The 17,663-nt window shown below is 69.0% G+C and carries 10 protein-coding genes; 5 read left to right on the top strand and 5 right to left on the bottom strand.

The window, feature by feature from the left end:
* Positions 1-903 precede the first annotated feature (903 nt).
* A complete protein-coding gene (locus tag HNQ52_RS14425; protein ID WP_183961871.1) occupies positions 904-3,195 on the bottom strand; it encodes an NADP-dependent malic enzyme in 2,292 nt (763 codons plus the stop codon).
* Between the two features lie 132 nt (positions 3,196-3,327).
* Here HNQ52_RS14425 and HNQ52_RS14420 point away from each other — a divergent pair, with 132 nt between their 5' ends.
* Positions 3,328-4,689 carry a hypothetical protein gene (locus HNQ52_RS14420; protein ID WP_183961870.1) on the top strand — a complete coding sequence of 454 codons (1,362 nt, stop codon included), beginning with the start codon at positions 3,328-3,330 and terminating at the stop codon, positions 4,687-4,689.
* Between the two features lie 127 nt (positions 4,690-4,816).
* Positions 4,817-5,179 (top strand): Hpt domain-containing protein, encoded by a 363-nt coding sequence (locus tag HNQ52_RS14415; protein WP_183961869.1) that lies wholly within the window; start codon positions 4,817-4,819, stop codon positions 5,177-5,179.
* Between the two features lie 12 nt (positions 5,180-5,191).
* Here HNQ52_RS14415 and HNQ52_RS14410 read toward each other — a convergent pair whose 3' ends face one another.
* On the bottom strand, positions 5,192-6,562 hold the full coding sequence (locus HNQ52_RS14410; protein ID WP_183961868.1) for a hypothetical protein: 1,371 nt from the start codon (positions 6,560-6,562) through the stop codon (positions 5,192-5,194).
* A 948-nt stretch (positions 6,563-7,510) separates the two neighbouring features.
* Here HNQ52_RS14410 and HNQ52_RS14405 point away from each other — a divergent pair.
* Both HNQ52_RS14405 and HNQ52_RS14400 read left to right on the top strand, forming a co-directional pair.
* Entirely contained in the window at positions 7,511-8,599 is a 1,089-nt protein-coding gene (locus HNQ52_RS14405; RefSeq protein WP_183961867.1) for a hypothetical protein, read from the top strand.
* Between the two features lie 112 nt (positions 8,600-8,711).
* Complete coding sequence (locus HNQ52_RS14400) at positions 8,712-11,345, top strand: tetratricopeptide repeat protein (protein WP_183961866.1); 2,634 nt, start codon at positions 8,712-8,714, stop codon at positions 11,343-11,345.
* Between the two features lie 30 nt (positions 11,346-11,375).
* Here HNQ52_RS14400 and HNQ52_RS14395 read toward each other — a convergent pair whose 3' ends face one another.
* Genes HNQ52_RS14395 through HNQ52_RS14385 form a run of 3 tightly spaced genes read right to left on the bottom strand, consistent with a single transcriptional unit; the run spans position 11,376 to position 16,103 of the window.
* Positions 11,376-14,075 (bottom strand): phospholipase C/P1 nuclease family protein, encoded by a 2,700-nt coding sequence (locus HNQ52_RS14395; protein ID WP_183961865.1) that lies wholly within the window; start codon positions 14,073-14,075, stop codon positions 11,376-11,378.
* Positions 14,072-15,025 (bottom strand): hypothetical protein, encoded by a 954-nt coding sequence (locus HNQ52_RS14390; protein ID WP_183961864.1) that lies wholly within the window; start codon positions 15,023-15,025, stop codon positions 14,072-14,074. Before HNQ52_RS14390 ends, HNQ52_RS14395 begins: the two co-directional genes overlap by 4 nt.
* Before the next feature lie 49 nt (positions 15,026-15,074).
* Entirely contained in the window at positions 15,075-16,103 is a 1,029-nt protein-coding gene (locus HNQ52_RS14385) for a hypothetical protein (protein ID WP_183961863.1), read from the bottom strand.
* A gap of 424 nt (positions 16,104-16,527) precedes the next feature.
* On the opposite strand from HNQ52_RS14385, the gene HNQ52_RS14380 reads away from it, so the two are divergent.
* Positions 16,528-17,634, top strand: coding sequence for a choice-of-anchor D domain-containing protein (locus HNQ52_RS14380; protein WP_183961862.1), 1,107 nt, complete (start codon positions 16,528-16,530; stop codon positions 17,632-17,634).
* Positions 17,635-17,663: the final 29 nt, after the last annotated feature.

Here is a 17,663-nt window from a genome sequence, read left to right as displayed (position 1 = left end):
CCCAGGCTCATCCACGGTCGCAAGACCCAGGGTCTATCGGGTGGGCTGGCCGGCTCTCGGCACCTCGACAATAGCGAGGGGCGAAGACATAAGGGCGCCACGCCGAGGTTCCGAAAGCATCACTTGGAGATACGAGGCCAGTAGCACAGAGCGCTCGCTCCGGTAGCCCCGTCGATGGACAGAACGGGCGGCGCGCCCTCATCCGGCTGCCGCCACCTTCTCCCGACGGGAGAAGGGAGCCAGAACGCGGCGGCGCGGGCGCATGTGCCTGCGTCGGTGCCGCCAGCGGACATGCGCTCAGCCCTTCGCTTCGCGCTCCACGCGGATCTGCACTTTCACCGCCGCAATCTGCATTCCTTCTCCCTGCGGGAGAAGGTGCCCGATAGGGCGGATGAGGGCGCCATGCCGAGGTTCTGAAAGCGTCACCTGCAGATACAGGGCCAGTGGCACAGCGCGTTCGCTCCGGCGGCCCCGTCGATGGCCAGAACGGACGGCGCGCCCTCATCCGGCTGCCGCCACCTTCTCTCGACGGGAGAAGGGAGCCAGAACGCGGCGGCGCCGGCGCATGTGCCTGCGTCGTTGCCGCCAGCGGACATGCGCTCAACCCTTCGCTTCGCGCTCCACGCGGATCTGCGCTTCCACCGCCGCAATCTGCATTCCTTCTCCCTGCGGGAGAAGGTGCCCGACAGGGCGGATGAGGGCGCCACGCCGAGGTTCCGAGAGCGTCACCCGGAGATACAAGGGCCGTGGCACAGAGCGCTCGCTCCGGCAGCCCCGTCGATGTTCCGAACGGGCGGCGCGCCCTCATCCGGCTGCCGCCACCTTCTCCCGAGGGGAGAAGGGAGCGAGAACGCGGCGGCGCCGGCGCATGTGCTTGCGTCGGTGCCGCCAGCGGGGAGGCGCTCAGCCTTTCGCTTCGCGCTCCACGCGGATCTGCGCTTCCACCGCCGCGATCGCGCTCATGTTCACCACGCGCCGCACCGTCGATGCCGGCGTCAGCACGTGCGCCGGTTTCGCCACGCCCATGAGAATCGGTCCGATGCCGACGCCGTCGGTCATTGAGCGCACCAGGTTGTAGGCGGTGTTGGCGGCGTCGAGGTTCGGGAACACCAGCAGGTTGGCGCGCCCGGTCAGACGGGAGCCGGGGAACAGGCGGCTGCGGATCTGCTCGTCGAGCGCGGCGTCGACGTGCATCTCGCCTTCGGCTTCGAGCTTCGGTGCCTTGGCGCGGATGATCTGCAGCGCCTCGCGCATCTTGGCCGCGCTCGGACTGTCGTGGCTGCCGAAATTCGAGTGCGACACCAGCGCCACTTTCGGCTCGATGCCGAACAGTTTGAGGCGGTAGCTCGCCTGCAGCGCGGCCTCGGCGATCATCTCGGCGGTCGGGTCGACGTGCACGTGCGTGTCGACGAAAAAGAACACGCCCTTCTCGTTGATGACGGCCGACATCGCCGAACTGCGGCACACGCCCGGGTCGCGACCGAGCACGTTGATCACGTACGCGAGTTTCTTCTGGTAACTGCCGACGATGCCGCACAGCATCGCGTCGGCTTCGCCACGGCGCACCATCAGCGCGGCGATCACCGTCGGGCGCGAGCGCACCACGGCCTTGGCCGCGGCCGGGGTCACGCCGCGGCGCGCCATCAGCTCGTGGTAGGCCTGCCAGTATTCGTTGAAGCGCGGATCGTCGTCGACGTTGGTCAATTCGAAGTGTTCGCCGGCGCGGATGCGCAGGCCCAGGCGCTGGATGCGGCTTTCGATGACGGCCGGGCGTCCGATGAGGATCGGAAACGCGAGGCCTTCGTCGACCACCGTCTGCACCGCACGCAGCACGGTTTCCTCCTCGCCTTCGGCGTACGCGATGCGCTTGAGGTCCTTGCGCGCACGCGCGAACACCGGCTTCATCAGCATGTTGCTGCGGAACACGAACTGGCTGAGTTTTTCGCGGTAGGCGGCAAGGTCCGCGATGGGTCGCGTGGCCACGCCCGAGTCCATCGCGGCCTGCGCCACCGCCGGTGCCACGATCACCATCAGGCGCGGATCGAACGGGCGCGGGATGAGGTAGTCCGGGCCGAAACACGGCGTGTCGCCGGTGTAGGCCTGGCCGAGGTCGGCCGCCTCGATGCGCGCGAGCTGCGCGATCGCGTGCACGCAGGCGAGCTTCATCTGCTCGGTGATGGTGGTGGCGCCCACGTCGAGCGCGCCGCGGAAGATGTACGGGAAACACAGCGCGTTGTTGACCTGGTTCGGATAGTCCGAACGGCCGGTGGCGATGATGCAGTCCGGGCTCACCGCGCGCGCGTCTTCGGGCAGGATTTCCGGATAGGGATTGGCCAGCGCCAGGATGATCGGGCGCGGTGCCATCGAGGCCACCATGTCGCGCGTGAGCACGCCGCCGGCCGAGAGGCCAAGGAACACATCCGCGCCCGCAACGATGTCGGCCAAAGTGCGGTGCGGCGTGTCGCGCGCGTAGCGCTGCTTGTCCGGATCCATGTTGCCGCGCCCGGTGTACAGCACGCCGTCGCGGTCCACCGCGAGGATGTTCTCGGGCTTGAGCCCCAGCGCCACCAGCATGTCGAGGCAGGCGATGCCGGCGGCGCCTGCCCCGGCCGTGGCGAGCTTCACGTCGCCGATGTCGCGCCCGGTCACCTTCAGCGCGTTGACGATGGCGGCACCGACGATGATGGCGGTGCCGTGCTGATCGTCGTGGAACACCGGGATCTTCATCCGCTCGCGCAGCTTGCGCTCGACGATGAAGCATTCGGGCGCCTTGATGTCCTCGAGGTTGATGCCGCCGAAGGTGGGCTCCAGACTCGCGATGATGTCGACGAGCTTGTCCGGGTCGTTCTCGGAAATTTCCAGGTCGAACACGTCGATGCCGGCGAATTTCTGGAACAGCACGCCCTTGCCTTCCATCACCGGCTTGGCTGCCAGCGGGCCGATGTTGCCCAGGCCCAGCACGGCCGTGCCGTTCGAAATCACGGCCACGAGATTGCCGCGCGCGGTGAGGCTGGAGATCTGCGCCGGGTCCTCGACGATGGCCTCGCACGCCGCCGCCACGCCGGGCGAATACGCCAGCGCGAGATCGCGCTGCGTCACCATCGCCTTGGTCGGCGCCACCTTGATCTTGCCGGGCGGATCGAGGCGGTGGTAGTCGAGGGCGGCTTGCTTGAGGGCGTCGAGGTTGGAGCTCATCGTGGGCGGCGGCCGGAGCGAGGGGTGTTCGATTCTAGCAGCGGGGTGACGGCGATTCCGGTCGTCGCGGCAGGCATCGCGCCACGCGCGGCGATGACGCAGAATGGCGCACCGATGCCAGTCCCGCGCGCGATGCCCCACACCGATTCCGCGCCGCGCGTGCCGCCGTCGCCGTTGCAGGCGTGCGCGCTGCTGCTGGCGCTGCTCGCCGCGCAGGTGCTGCTGCTCGCCAATCCCGGCTACTTCAGCCACGACGAATTGCAGTGGGCCGCGATGTCCGACGTGCCGTGGCCGGCGCTGCCGTGGGTGGACTGGTTCGACGTGCGGACCTTCCAGTACCGCCCGCTCACGTTCAATCTCTGGCTGGCGATCTCGCACGCGCTGTTCGAGCGCCCGATTCTGTTCCACGCGCTGTGGGTGCTGCTGGGCAGCGTCAACGCGCTGCTGCTGGCGCGCGTGCTGCTGCGCGCACGCGTGGCGCCGCGCGTGGCGGCGGCCGCGGCGCTGCTGTTTGCGCTCAATCCGTATGCGGCCTACGTGCACGGGTGGGTCGCGACCTTGGCCGATCTGCTGTGGCTGGGCATCGCATTGCTCCTCACCGCGTGGCTGCAGCGTCGTGCCGAGCGCGAGGATGCGACGCCGGGTCCGGAGATGTTGGTCGCCGCGCTGGCGGCGGCGCTGGCGTTGCTTGCGAAGGAGGCCGCGCTGGTGTTTCCGGCACTCGCCTGCGTCGCCGCGCTGGTGGCGTCGCGCCGGCGCGTGTGGCTGGCCGCCGCGGCCGGCAGCGGCGCGGCCGTGGCGGTGTATCTCGCGCTGCGGCTCGGGCCGATGCTCGACGGCGCGCGACCCGGCAGCGGCTATGCGCTGAGCCTGCTGCAGGTGCCGCAGCGCTGGATCGAATACCTGCTGTTCCCGTGGCTGCCGACGCTGTTCGAGATGCAGTCGGTGCTGCGCGCATCGCCTGCGCGCCTGGCCGTGCTGGCGGCGATCGCGCTCGCGCTGATCGCCATGTTGTGGCGCGCCGGTCCGCGGTTTGCGCTGGCGTGGGTGCTCGGCAGTGCGGCCGCGCTCGGTCCGGTGCTGATCCTGGCGCAGGCCGCCAACCAGTACGGCTACGGCCTGTCCGCGCTCGGCGTGGGCGTGGTCGCGCTCGCGTGGCCGCGACTCGGGCGCGAGCGCGCCGTGGTGGCGATCGCGGCACTGCTGCTGGTGTGGCACGGCGTCAACGTGCAGCGCGAGATGCACCGCGTCGGCGCGTTGCAGGCGCGGTTCTCGCCGGCGCTGGCCGACGCGTTGCGCACACATGCGGGCCCGCCGCTGCGCCTGCAGGTGGCGGAGCCGGGCGATGCGTGGATCTACACGCGCCTCGTGCACCACATTCCGTCCTACGCCGGCGTGCCGATCGGCGCGCGCGTCACCCTTGTCGCGCCGCCGGGCGACGTCGACGCGATCATCGAGCGCGACGGCCGGCTGCGACGGGTCCGCGCCCCGTGAAACGCGGCCGGACGCGGCGATCCCCCGCCGGCGCCGCTTCGCGTTATCCTTTCGCCCGTTCTGGAACCGCATGCGCGAAGGGGGACTTCGCCGTGCCTGCCGACTCCTCCCGCCGGACACTCACCCGATGACCTCGCCTGTGACCCTGAACTCGGACGCGCTGGCGCTGCTGCACCTGCTCGACCAGGACCAGCCCGGCAGCTTCGCCAAACTGATCCGCCTGTTCGCCGCCGACGCACCGGCGCTGCTGAGCCGCATCGAGCTCGCGCACGAGCGCCGCGACCCGGCCGAGGTGAAACACGCGGCGCATTTCCTGCGTTCGTCCGCGCTCGCGCTGGGCGCCACGGACCTGGCCGAGGCGGCGCTGCGCGTCGAACACCTCGACCCCGAGCACTTCGGCGCCGGTCCGGCCGAGCTCAAGCTCGCGCAGCTGCGCGTGGCCTTGCGCGATGCGCTGCTAAGCCTGCTGGAGCAGACCCCGGCGCTGTAGTCCGCGCGCGCGTCAGTCGGACTCGAGCGAATCGCCGAACAGCCGCTCTCCGGCAAGCCGGTACGCGCCGATCTCCAGCATGTCCTGCGGCACCAGCCGCTCGCCGACGACCACCGGCCGGTCGCCCTGCAGCAGCAGATCGGAGACCGAGAAGCCGTCCCAGAACGTCAGCGACAAGCCCGGCGCGAACTCGCCGTTGTTGCCGCCGACCCAGCCCGGATCGAGCTGGCCGTCGGGCAACAGGCGCAGGGTGTGCACGGTGGGAATGTCGAGGTCGCCGAAGCGCGCGCCGCCGGCGAGCAGGATGCGTCCGTTCGGCAGCACCGCCAGGTCCGACGCCCAGATGTCGCATTCGTCCTGCACGCAGGGGTCGATCAGCAGCTGGCCGTCCGGCATCCCGTCCGACACGAAATCGGATGACAGCGCGCCGTCGGCATCGAGCTTGACGATGCCGATGCGCGGCATCGAACCGCCGTTGGTGGGCACGTACACGGTGCCCGAGACCAGCACCGCGCCGTCGGGCAGCAGCGCCAGACCGTTCGCGATGTTGAGCCGCTCGCCCGGCGGCAGCAGCGTGTACTGCACCAGTCGCACGCCGTCCTGCGAGAAGGACTCATCGAGTTCGCCATCGGCATCGAAGCGCGCGGCCATGAACTGGTCGTCGCCCTGCGGACCGTAGCTGCCGCTGGCCACGAGCGTATCGTCCGGGCCGAGCACGAGATCGTTGAAACTGCTGCGTGCGGCCAGTTCCTCGGGCAGAACGGCGACGGTGTCGCCGCCGGCGAAACTCGTGTCGAGCACACCGCTGCTCGACAGGCGGATCAGCGCGGCGCGCGAAGGGTCGCCGAAGTTGTCCGACCCCGCCACCACGATGCGACCGTCGGACTGCAGCACGATGGCGCGGGCCTCGCCCTGCAGCGGCGTGGTGCAACCGGGGGTCTGGACATCGCCGAAGTCCGGATCGAGGTCGCCGTCGACGCGCAACCGGCACACGGCCCAGCGCGACGCCGGATTGGACACGCGGGCGGCGACGAGCAGCTTGCCGTCGGGCTGCAGCGCGAAGTCGTCGGCAAAGGCCGATGTGTAGCCGGGAATCGCGTGCCGCACCTTGCCGTAGCCGGGATCGAAACTGCCGTCGCGCAGCAGATGCACACCGGCGAGATCGACGCTGTCCTGCCCCAGCACGCCGCCGCCGATGTAGATGCTGCCGTCGGCGGCGACGATCGCGGCAGCGGGCTGGACCAGGTCGGGCGCGTACGAGACGGTTTCGAAGCCGGTGCCGCCGGTGCCGAACAGCGGATCCGGCGTACCCGGTTCGATGGCGAGTGCGGATGCGGCCGGGACGAGCGCGGCCAGCAGGACGAGGGTGCGGAAGCGGACCATGGCGACTCCGGAGCGATGCAGGGCCGGCGTGCTGCCGGACGGTGCTGCACATACGGAAAAGATGATGTTCAGGGATCATCGTCGGCCGGCTCCCGCTGGAGGGATTCATCCCGCGGGAAGCCCGAAGGTCTTTTCCCCCGTCGTACCGGCGAACGCCGGGACCCAGTGACGTTTCGCTGTTTCTGGCCCGGACCGGCGCAACAACCCCGAGCAACGCCGCTGGGTCCCGGCGTTCGCCGGGACGACGGGGGCAGGGCAGGCGGTCATCGGAGTGTCACGGCTTGGGGTCGCCTGCTTCGACGAGGGCGGGACCTGCGGCAACAGGCGATGCAGATGCGCGTGCGCCGTTTCGCGGACAGCAGTGGGCTTCGGAGGGGACGACGGGTCCGGGCGCGTGGCGGCAGTGGGCAGAGGCCGGCGACGGGCGGCGGACCATGTCCGGCTGGCATGGTCCGCAGAGGCGCGAGCAGCGGTTCGCCGTCCTGCGCCTGCCCGCGGCACAAAAAGAAAGACCCGCTTCGCGAACGAAGCGGGCCCCTCCCTCCCCACATTCTTCCGGAGACCGTCGGCTCGTCGGCGTCGATCGGATCCGATGGCGTTGCGCCAGCGGACACGAGCGTAGGCGCGTTAAGTTTGCGTTGCACGCTGCGGTGCACACATGAACCGGGCGGTCCAGTAAAGCCGCCGACGCCGCTGCCCCCCCGCGCCTGCCGGCGCCGCCCGTGCCGACGGCGCATTTTCATGCTTTCTTGAGCGTTCCTGCAGGACTTCGCCGCCGCGTCGGCGCGAGGCTCGACCGCGGCGAATCGCGCCGGGACGACCCAACGTCGGGAGCAGAACATGCAGGCACGCGGACAGCGAACCCCACACTTCACGGATGCGCGCCACGCACGTCGTCGCGTCCTGCGGTTTGCGTCGCGGCTGGTCGTGGCCGTCGTGTTCGCCGCCGTGACACCGGCAGCCATGGCCGGCGGTGCCTGGCTCGACAGCACCCATCCCTGTCCCGGCGGCAATCGCACCGATGCACTGTGGCGCGACGAGGACGGCACGTTGTGGGTCGGCTGCGGCACCAACGCCGTCGGCTACGGCCTGGTCTACAGCCAAGACGGCGGCGTCGCCTGGCAGCAGGCGCCGACGTCGCCGTCCGACATCCTCGACGCCTTCCGCGTGTCGTCGATCTCCCGGGGCCACGACGGCGCGCTCTACATCGCGGGCTTCAACGCCGGCAACCGCGACATGGTGCTGCGCCTTGCCACCGCCGGCGTGCCGTTCGCGGTGACGCGCACGCTGGTCGGCACCAACACGCTCGGACGGCAGTTCCACGTGGGCACGTATCGGGAGCTCGCGGACGGCCGCGCGATCGCCGAATCGCTCAACGGCTACGAGCTGCTGTACCGGCCCGACACCACGGTCGGCAGCGCCGCGGCCGACTGGATCAGCGCCGCGCAGCCGTACCAGATCCTCGACCTGGTGGTGCACGACGACCTGTTCTGGGGCGTTGGCAGCCGCATCGTCGAACCGCCGCGGCTGTTCCTGCCGCCGACCACGCCCGCCGCGCCGCCGTGGCAGTTCGAGATCGACACCTTGCCGGTCGACGGCCACGTCGGCGAGCTGTGGGGCGTGGCGGTGAACGACGCAAGGCTGGTCGGCGTGGGCGTGGACCAGGACACCGACGACGGCTGGATCTTCGTTTCGGGTCCCGATCCGTACGACACCACGGATTACGTGCAGTGGTCGCTGTCGGGCATCCTGGACAGCAACGGCGCAAGCTGGGCGCGCGGGGTGTGCATGCGCGGCGCGCGCATCGTGGCGGTGGGCGAACGCCAGCCGCTGAGCCTGGGCACGGGCGTGGTGGTGCAGTCGCTCGACGGCGGCGCCAGTTTCTCCGACATCACGCCCGACGGCGTGAGCGGCAGCGTCAGCCGCTGCGTGATCGAACCCGACGGCACCCTGGTCGTGGTAGGCGCGGCCGGCTATGTCGGCATCCTGGTGCGCGATCCGGTGATTTTCGGCAGCGGATTCGAACCGGTGCAGTGAGTCCGGATGCCGATGCCCGCACGCGGCGGACGGCGGGCATCGAGGGTGGTCAGGCCGCGGTCGACGCCGCGGATGCCCCGATCGGGCAGCGCTCGCGGGCTAGAATCGCGGCATGCGGTATCGCTTCGGTCCCTTCCAGCTCGACACGCTCACCGCGCAACTGCGCGGACCGGATGGCGACATCGCGCTGCGGCCGATGTCGTTGCGCCTGCTGCAGGTGCTGATCGAGAACGCGCCGAACCTGCAGACGCACGAGCAATTGCTCGACGCGGTCTGGGGCCGGCAGGCCGTGTCGGTGGGCGTGGTGGCGCAGTCGGTGCGCGAGCTGCGGCGCGCGCTCGGCGAATCGGTGCAGGCGCCGGCCTACATCGAGACGCGGCATCGGCTCGGTTACCGCTTCATCGCGGAGGTGCAGCGTTGCAGCACGCCGGACGAGGCCCCGCAGGGCGTGCGGTCGCCGGCCGCGCCGCCGTCCGAAACGTCGGCGGCGGCGACCGTGCCGCCGGCAGCCGCCGGCAGGGCCGCACCCGCCGCACGCCGACGCTGGCTGCTGCCGGCTGCAGCGGTGTTCGCGTGCCTCGCGGTCGTGGCGGTCGGCCTTGTGTGGCGCGGCGGCGCGCCGGACCCGTCCGGCCGCTACGATGAAGTGAGCGCGCAGGAAATCCTCTCCGACGGCCGTCCGCAGGAGCCCGACGCCGCCGCGCTGTACCTGCAGGCGCTGCGGGCGCTGCGCGACGGCAACCTGCACGCGGCGCGCGACGGCTTCGAGGCCGTGCTCGCGCGCGAGCCGGGCAGCGCCGCCGCGATGGCGGCACTGGCCGAGACCCTCGCGCTGGCCGGCGACATGACGCAGGCGCGTCAATGGGGTGCTGCCGCGCAGCGCGCCTCGGGCGCCCTGCCGCGCGTGGAGCGGCTGCGGCTGGACGGCTTCGTCGCCGGCATCGACGACCGCTGGGCCGACGCGGTGCGCCCGCTGCAGGCGGTGTTCGAACTGCGTCCCGGCGATGTCGACACCGGCTTCCGCCTGTTCGATGCGCAACTGGCCGCGGGCCGGCCGGCCGACGCACTGGCGACACTCGATGCGCTGATCGCGCTCGATGCGCCGCACGTCGATGCGCATCGGCTGGCGCTGGCGCAGGCGCGCGCCGCGGTGCTGCGCGGCGACCACCGCGCGCGCCTCGCTGCCGGCGTGCGCGCCGAACAGGCTGCGCGCAAACCGCGCGGACAGATCGAGGCGCTGCTCGAGCAATCCGCCGCGCACCTGCTGCTCGGCGAGCGCGACGCCGCGGGCGCGGCGCTGGTGAAGGCCGACGCACTGAGCGCCGAAGACGACTGGCCCGCCGGCGCGATGCGCATCGCGATGGCCGCCGGCACGCTCGCACGAGACGCCGGCGACCATGCGACCGCACTGCAGCGGTTTGCCGACGCGGGAGCGGCGGCCGACGCACTCGGGCAGCGCGCGGTGGCGATGGCCGCGCGGCGCGAAGCGGCCTTCGTGCTGTACCTGGCCGGTCGCCTGCCGGAGGCGCGCGACGCGCTGCGTCCGCTGCTCGACGATCTCGCCGCGCTGGGCAATCGACGCGAGCTGGCAAGCACGCTCGACGTGGCCGCGCTGGTGGAACAGCGCGCCGGCGACATGGACGCCGCGCGCACGCTGGCCGAGCGCGCGCTCGCCACCTACATCGAGGCCGGCGACCGCGCCGGCGAGGCAGCGGCCCGCAGCAACCTCGGCATGCTGTTCGCGCGCGCCGGCCGCTTCACCGATGCCGAACCGCAGATGGAACGCGCGCTGGCGCTATTCCGCACGCATGGCGATCGGCGCGGCGTCGCAACCACGCAGGGCAACCTCGCCGCGGTCTACGCGCGCACCGGCCGCAGCGATGCCGCGCGCGAAGCCAACGAAGCGGCACTCGTCGATTTCCGTGCGCTCGGCGCCACGCTCGACGTGGCACGCCTGCAGTTCAATCTCGGCCTGCAGGACCGCCGCGCCGGGCGGCTGGCCGACACCGAAACCCGCTTTCGCGAAGCGCTCGACGGCTTCACTGCCGTCGGCGCCGCCGACATGCGCCTGCAGGTCATCGCCAGTCTCGCCGAACTGCTGCTGCAACGTGCCGACCTTGTCGCCGCGCAGGCGCTGCTCGACGAGGCGGGCGACCTCGGCAGCGCCCCGCCGCAGCGTCAGGCCGCCATCGAAACCGCGCGCGCGCGCCTGGCGCTGCTGCGCAATGCACTGGAATCGGCCCAGACCGCATTCGCCAACGCCCGCGGTCTGCGCGATGCCGCCGGCCTGCCGGACTGGGTGCTGGCCAGCGACCTCGATCTCGCAGAACTCGCGGCGCGGCGCGGCGACCTGGTGCAGGCCGAACGCGACGCCCTGCGCGTGCGCCGCGCCCTGGGCGAGCGCGGCGACATCACCGCGACGCAGGCCGGCCTCGTCGTGGCCGGCATCCGCGCGGCGCAGGGCGACGCCATCGGCCCGCTGCTCGACGAGATCGAAGCCGAACTCGCCGCAGCCAGCGACGCCGCGCTGCGCCTGCGGCTGGATCTCACCCGCGCCACCGGCCGCGGCGCACGGCGCGAGGACGCGCTGCTCGCCGTGGCCAACGACGCGCGGGCGCTCGGCTTCGAACTGATCGCGCTGCGCGCCGAGCTGCTCGTCGGCGGACCGGCCGCGGAACAGGCCGCGCTGGCGCTGGCCGAACGCGGCGTCGGCCTCGACGGCCTGCCGCCGGGATTGCCGTTCTGAATCAGGGGCGCCGGTGCCCGCGCGAATCCGTCAGCGGATCGCCGCCGCATGCACCACCTCGTCGGCGAACATCGCCTTCGCGTTGGCCGTGGTGCAGGCCATGCTCGACACCGCCACGTCCGGGAACAGCACGGTGCCCGGATCGGGTGCGGGCGCCACCGCGAGCGGATTGATCAACGCCCCGACATCGAGCGGTCCGGCGTCGTTGGCCGGCTGCGGATCGGTGCCGTTGATCTGGTAGAACGGCAGCGGCCGCACGCTGCCGACCATGCCGCGCTTGGCGAAGAACGGTTCGGACACGAACGGCGCCTGCGCCGTGGCCTGCTCCTTGTCCGACTGCCGCAGATGCCCGACGATGCTGCGGTTGCGGATCTGCGCATCGTTGAGGTTGTGCACGATCGAGCGGCTGCGCGTGGCCGTTTCGTCGCCGTCGAGCAGCGCCGCCAGGCGCACGAACTGGCCGGTGCCCAGGCTCCCGTGCGCATTCTCCAGATGCTCGAACACCATCTGCGAACCGACGCACACGCGCGTGGTGAGGATGGCGCGCTGCGCGCCGAAGCCTTCGACGATGCAGCCCGGCGGCGTCGACCCGTTGGCGAACCAGCCGCCGTTGCAGGCGGCGTAGTCGGAATTGTTCCAGTGGGTGAGGTAGGTGGGCTCGCGCACGTCGAACGTGCCGACGGCGATGGCGTCGGTTTCCAGCCCCAGCGGCCCGCGGTAAACGACCTGGATCGCGAGATCGGTGGCATTGACCGGAATCGGTTGAGCACCGAAATCGAAGACCAGATCCTGCCCGGCGCCGTTCAGCGCCGCCGCACTCGACGCCACGGGCTTCGACACCGACAGCTCCTGGAACGGCGTGCGCGTGCCGGCCAAGCCGCAGCCGACTGGCTCGGTGACCGCGCCGTCGAAGGCGATGCGGCGTTCGCCGGAGAGGTCGGGTTTGTAGCAGGGATTGCGGTGGTAACGCGCGACGGCAACCAGGGTCGGGTCGCCTTCCAGCGGCTTCGCCGAGGCAGCCGTCGACAGCATCTCGCGCGGAATCGGCAGGTTGGTGCCCGACTCGTTCACCACAGCAGTGGCATTGCGCACACGCAACCGCAACTTCGTGAACCCGAACAGCTTGCCGTCGTCACTGCGGAATGGATACCCCTTCGAATTCACCGTATGCGGCGTGCCGTGATCGATGACGGAAAACAACCCATCGAGCGGCGGCGTGATCTCGAGCTTGCCGCGGAAGAAGTAGTCGATCAATCCGGCGGAGTAGGCGATGGCGCGCGGGATCAGCACGTCGGCGTGGGCGGAGTATTCGTCAAGACCGATGACGCCGGCACCGGCCCAGCCATAGTCTTTCCACATGCTCACCGTCGCCAGTGGCAGTTGATTGTCGAATGCGGCAAGTGACGTATCGGTGTACGCACCCTTGAGCGGATCGGTCAGCGGAATGGCCAGATGCCGTTCGATGAGATCACCGTACTCCTGAAAATGGTTGATGAAGCGGTCTTGCGTCGTGTAGTCGGGGCTGGTGGGGTCCGGTGGCGGCAGCGGGAAATTGCTGTCGAGGATCGTTCCTTCCGAGAACAGGCTACGATTCGTCAGGTCGGCGAGACCACGGCGTTTCTTCAGCGAGGCCGGGGTTGTCGCGGTTTCCACCTGGCGCGTGGTGAAGTAGTACTGCGGCTCGGAGAAGCGCGGAATCGGGTAGTTCAGGCCGGTATTGATGCGTGTGGCATCAACATTCGAATTTTTGAAGAATGCGCGGAACTGAGCGACTTCATCCTCAGCATCCAACGACACTTCGGTGGTCAAGCGGAAATTCGTCCAGACCTCGTACATGCGCCGGTCGAGGGTGGTTCCGGCGAAATGCAGGATGCCCTCCGGATACGGATTGTGCGGGTCGTTGCGAACGTGTTGCGGTTGTGCGGTGTCCTGCAGCAGGTGGATCACATGGCCCAGCGAGTGGATGGTGGTCGCCCAGCAGAGGCGGCGTTCGGCGGCGTTGTCCCCGGCAAACGCCGCCGCGCTCGGATCGCCGGCATTTCGGGTCAGGGCGCACCACAGTGCTTCGCGTGCGTCCGCCCAGGTGAAATGGTTGCGCCGGCTGGTATCCTCGATCGTGTTCGGGCCGCTGATGCCGTATGTTCCGAACGCCCAATCCGTGCTCGGCACGCATTTTCCGATATTGTCCGGAAGGAAGTTGCATAGGACGATCGGTTGCAGGCCGGCATTGTTCAGCGGGTTGAAGAAATGATGGTACACGCGCGTGAGATCACCGTGCGGGTCGGCGTCGGGCACCGGCAGTTTTCTGTAATTTCCGGGCGGAAGGTCGTCTTCGCGAATCGCGCCGCGCATGAGCCAAGCTCGTAGCCGGTACTCGCTCTTCTCGTTTTTCCGGAATACGTCGCCCGGCGGGGAGTGCATTTTATCTCGCTCGTACTCCATCAGCCCCCGGGCGTACGACCCGGAAAAGCTGCCCGCCCAATCGGCATTTTCGATGTCTAGGTAGCCGTTGACCAGTCCGCCATAACTTGTCGGAACCGGCGATTCGAATGGCTTTGCCGAAGGTGCATCTTCCGCGAATCGGTCCAGTCCCAGACGACGGTGAAGCTCATCGGAGGGCAGGGTTGATCGCCCGAATGCTTCGGACGTGACCATCGCGTGCGTGTCGACCTCATAGGCTTGCGTGCAGGTGGAGAAAAGAATGACGACAAGTGGCAGGATGTTTTTCATTGTGCAGGCCTCTTCCTGAGAACTTCTTCCAGCGGGGGGTGATAAAATTCGCAGAACTGGCGACGCTCCGGATGAGTCATGGCGCGCCCGTAACTCTCGTCATCCTGGTTCCAGGGGATTTCGGAAAGAATCGACCGCACGACGTAGTCCTCTGCCTCCGAGATGTCTTCGCGTTGTTCTTTGCTGATGGCGCCATCTGCGTTGTACAAATACGCATCCTTTATCGAGGAGAACTGGAAATAGGCGCTCGCCGCGCTGATTCCGTCGGGGTCAAAAGATTCATTGGTGTCGTCTGCGCTGTCGCAATAGGCAGTCCATGCGCGTTCATGCATTTTGATCAAGAGTGCCAGATGACCACGTTCTACCGGCGCATCAATGCACCTGTAATGCGGCGATGACATGAAGTAATCGATTTGTTGCCATTCGGAGCTGGTACGTTTGACGACCTCGATTGTTGCCCAGCCCTTTTTCTTGTCATAAAAATGCGGAAACGTGAGATATAGGTCGTTTGGACGCTCCAGCCAGCCTCCGCCGGGTGTTCTCGTGGCGGCCAAACGCTGCATCGTTATTGCGGGCAGATCCCGCTCCAGATCCGCATCGAAGTCCGGATGATAGACATAAATCGTCACTCCCCATCCGCCCGGATTCTCTGGGCCGAATGCCTCACGCGCGGTGATGGAATAATTGAACTTGCCGTTCTCGTCCGTCCTGACGACGGCACTGCCCTCCGCGCAACCCGAGTGCGTACCGCCCAAACTGCTCGTGGAAGCTCGCACGGCCAGAATCACGTAGGCATCGGCCACCCCGTGCCCGCCGTCGCGATCGATCACCTGCCCTTGCACGTGAATGTCCGGGCGCGGCCCCCATTTGAACCATTGCCAGTAGAGCCATGCGGCGCCGATCGGAGCCAGCACGAGAATCAGCACTCCAATCACCAGTTTCTTCAGCATGGTTTCTGCCTCCTGTCGTTCGGAGATTTTGCTGTCATTGCGCCACGCACTACATGGCGTCGATGCGCCAGACGCCGTCCGTTCCGACGCTCCACTGCATGCGGAATGCGTTCGATTGTCCGGGTTGCCCCTCGATCGGCCTTGCGAGCAGGAGTTCGGCCTCGGTGCTGGAAAACCGCCCGTCGATGATCGTGCCGAGTGTTCCGGCGATGCTCGGGAGCTGCGGCGCGATCGATGTCCAGAACGGTTCGAAGCGGTCCTGCAGGGCGGGATTCAGCGTCTTGAGGGCGGCGGGAATGGTCCCGGCCGCCAGCCGCGTGCGCAGCGTGCCGAAGGCGCTGCACAGGGCGTAGCGGGTCTGTTGCGGGTGCTGGGCGAGGAACCAGGTGGCGAGCGGAACCTGCACGGCGGGTGTGTTCGGATCGGCGTCGTCGAGGGTGGCGGTGCCGGTGATTTTCACCAGGCCCGGCTGCGGGTAGCCGGCTTTAGCGGTGTCGGGCTGGGTGGTGTCGAGATCGATGCTGCCGTTGCCGTCGGTGTCCAGACGCAGACGGGTGAGGGCGAGCGGTTCGCCGGGTTTGAGCGCCACATCGAAGGCGATGGCGGTCGGCGCCATCGCCGAGACGGTGGCCGGCAGCAATCGGGCACGTGGCGCGAGGGCGGGGTCGTAGGTGAGGTGGTGGACCACGCTCGGGCCGGGACCATCGACGGTGTGCAGTTGCACGGTGATGGCGTTGGCGCCGGGTTCCAGCGCGATCGGCGGGGCGACGAAGCGGGTGTCGGAGTGGGCGGCAAGGCGCCCGCCGGCGACGATGCCGGTGTTGGGCGGACCGGTGAAACTGCCCTGCAGGACGATGCGGTCGAAACCGGTGACGGTGTTGTCGGGCGGGTCGGCGACGGCGAGGGTGAGCGGAGTGTCTGGGCCGGGCTGGGTGTAGCCGGGGAGGATCAGGGCCGGTTCGAAACCGTCGTCGAGCACGTTGTCGGTGACGCCGCAGACTTCGGTTGCGATGGCCGGTGTGGCAGCGAACAGTGCGGCGAGGACGAGGCGGCAAGACCGACGGATGACGAGGCACATACGCGCAATTCCCTTTGACGGACTGAATGGCAGCGAAAAACGTCATCGCTGTTCAGTTGCCGTACGAAGAGGGAGATGCCGGAGCGCAGGGCGCCGACAGGCGGCGTGCACTTGCGCTCCGGCGGCCAACGCGGGCGCTCAGGGAGCGATCAACGCGAGGGGGCGGGCGCAAGCGGCCGGCAGACGGGAGTGCGGAGACCACGACGCGTGGTGCCGTGATCGAAGGCGAGATTGCCGCGGTGCACATGGGAACGCTGGCAATGGTGTCCGCGCTGGCGCAGGGTTTGCACCGCCTGCACGGTTCTTCAACGGATTGATTTGGTTGGCTTGTTCGTGATTTCACCGAAATTGCGCAACTCCTTCATGCCTTTTCCGCCGCGCCGCACGAGTCTGTCGGTCGACGATCCGCAGCGGGGTAAAGGCGATGGCGAGGCGAACGATCCGGGGACACGGGGCCGCCGGTGTGGTGCTGGCGCTGGTGGCGTGTGGTGCGCTGGCCGGGGAAACATGCGATTTTGCGTTCGAGCCCGCGTCGCTCGATCTGGGCGGCGTGGTGTACGGGCAAAGCGCCACCGGGACCGTGCTGCTGCGTTCCACCGGCACGGATGCGCTGGTCGTCGACCTGGTCGAACTGCGCTGGGGCGAACCGAGCATGACGCTGACGCACGACGGGTGCTCGGGAATCACGCTCGCCGCGGATGCCACCTGCAGCATCGACGTGACATTCACGCCCACTGCCCTGGGTGAACGTGGCGAACGTCTGGGTGCGCAGACGAACACGAACGTGTCCGACCCGCTGCTGGAGATTGCCGCCGAAGGCCTGCCGGTCGACGCGCCCGCGCTGAGCGTGACCCCGGGAAGCATCGCGTTCGGACCGACGGTGGTCGGGCAGACGACCGCGACGCGCGACGTGTTCGTGGTCAACGTCGGCAACACCGCGTTGAACGTGTCCGATGCGGTGCTGCAGGGGCCGGGGGCGCACCATTTCCTGCTGACCGCGCCGGATGCGTGCAATGCCGACGGCCCGCTCGCGCCCGGCGCGTCCTGCGAGATCAATGTGCGGTTCGAGCCGGGCGCGGTCGGCAGCTTCGGGGCGAGCGTGCGCCTGACGAGCGACGCGCCGGGATCGCCGCACGTGGTGCCGCTGTCCGGGACCGGTCTTGCCACCGATCAGACCGGCGTTGCCGCCGATGCCACGGCGCTCGATTTCGGCACGGTGTTCACCGGGCAGAGCACGAGCATGACGCTCACGTACAGCAACATCGGTTCGCAGGTGCTGAGTATCGACGGCTACACCATCGGCGGGCCGGATGCCGACGCGTTCCTCGTCACGGCCGATTCGTGCTCCGGACACATGGGCGTGGGCGCGGACTGCGTGATCGCATTGCGCTTCAGCCCGACGCAGGTCCGCGCGTACGTCGCGCAGGTGCAGATCGACACGCCCGCCGAGACGCTGCCGCCGCCCGTGGTGCTCACCGGCGACGGTGAGGCGCTCACGATGGACATCTTCACGGACGGCTTCGATCCGTGAGCGCCGCTGCCGCGCTCCAGCCGTCGCGC

The organism is Chiayiivirga flava (assembly GCF_014202825.1).
Taxonomy (GTDB): Bacteria; Pseudomonadota; Gammaproteobacteria; order Xanthomonadales; family Xanthomonadaceae; genus Chiayiivirga; species Chiayiivirga flava.
The sequence above is the reverse complement of the archived record's forward strand: the minus strand, read 5'-3'. Positions and strand labels throughout refer to the sequence as shown.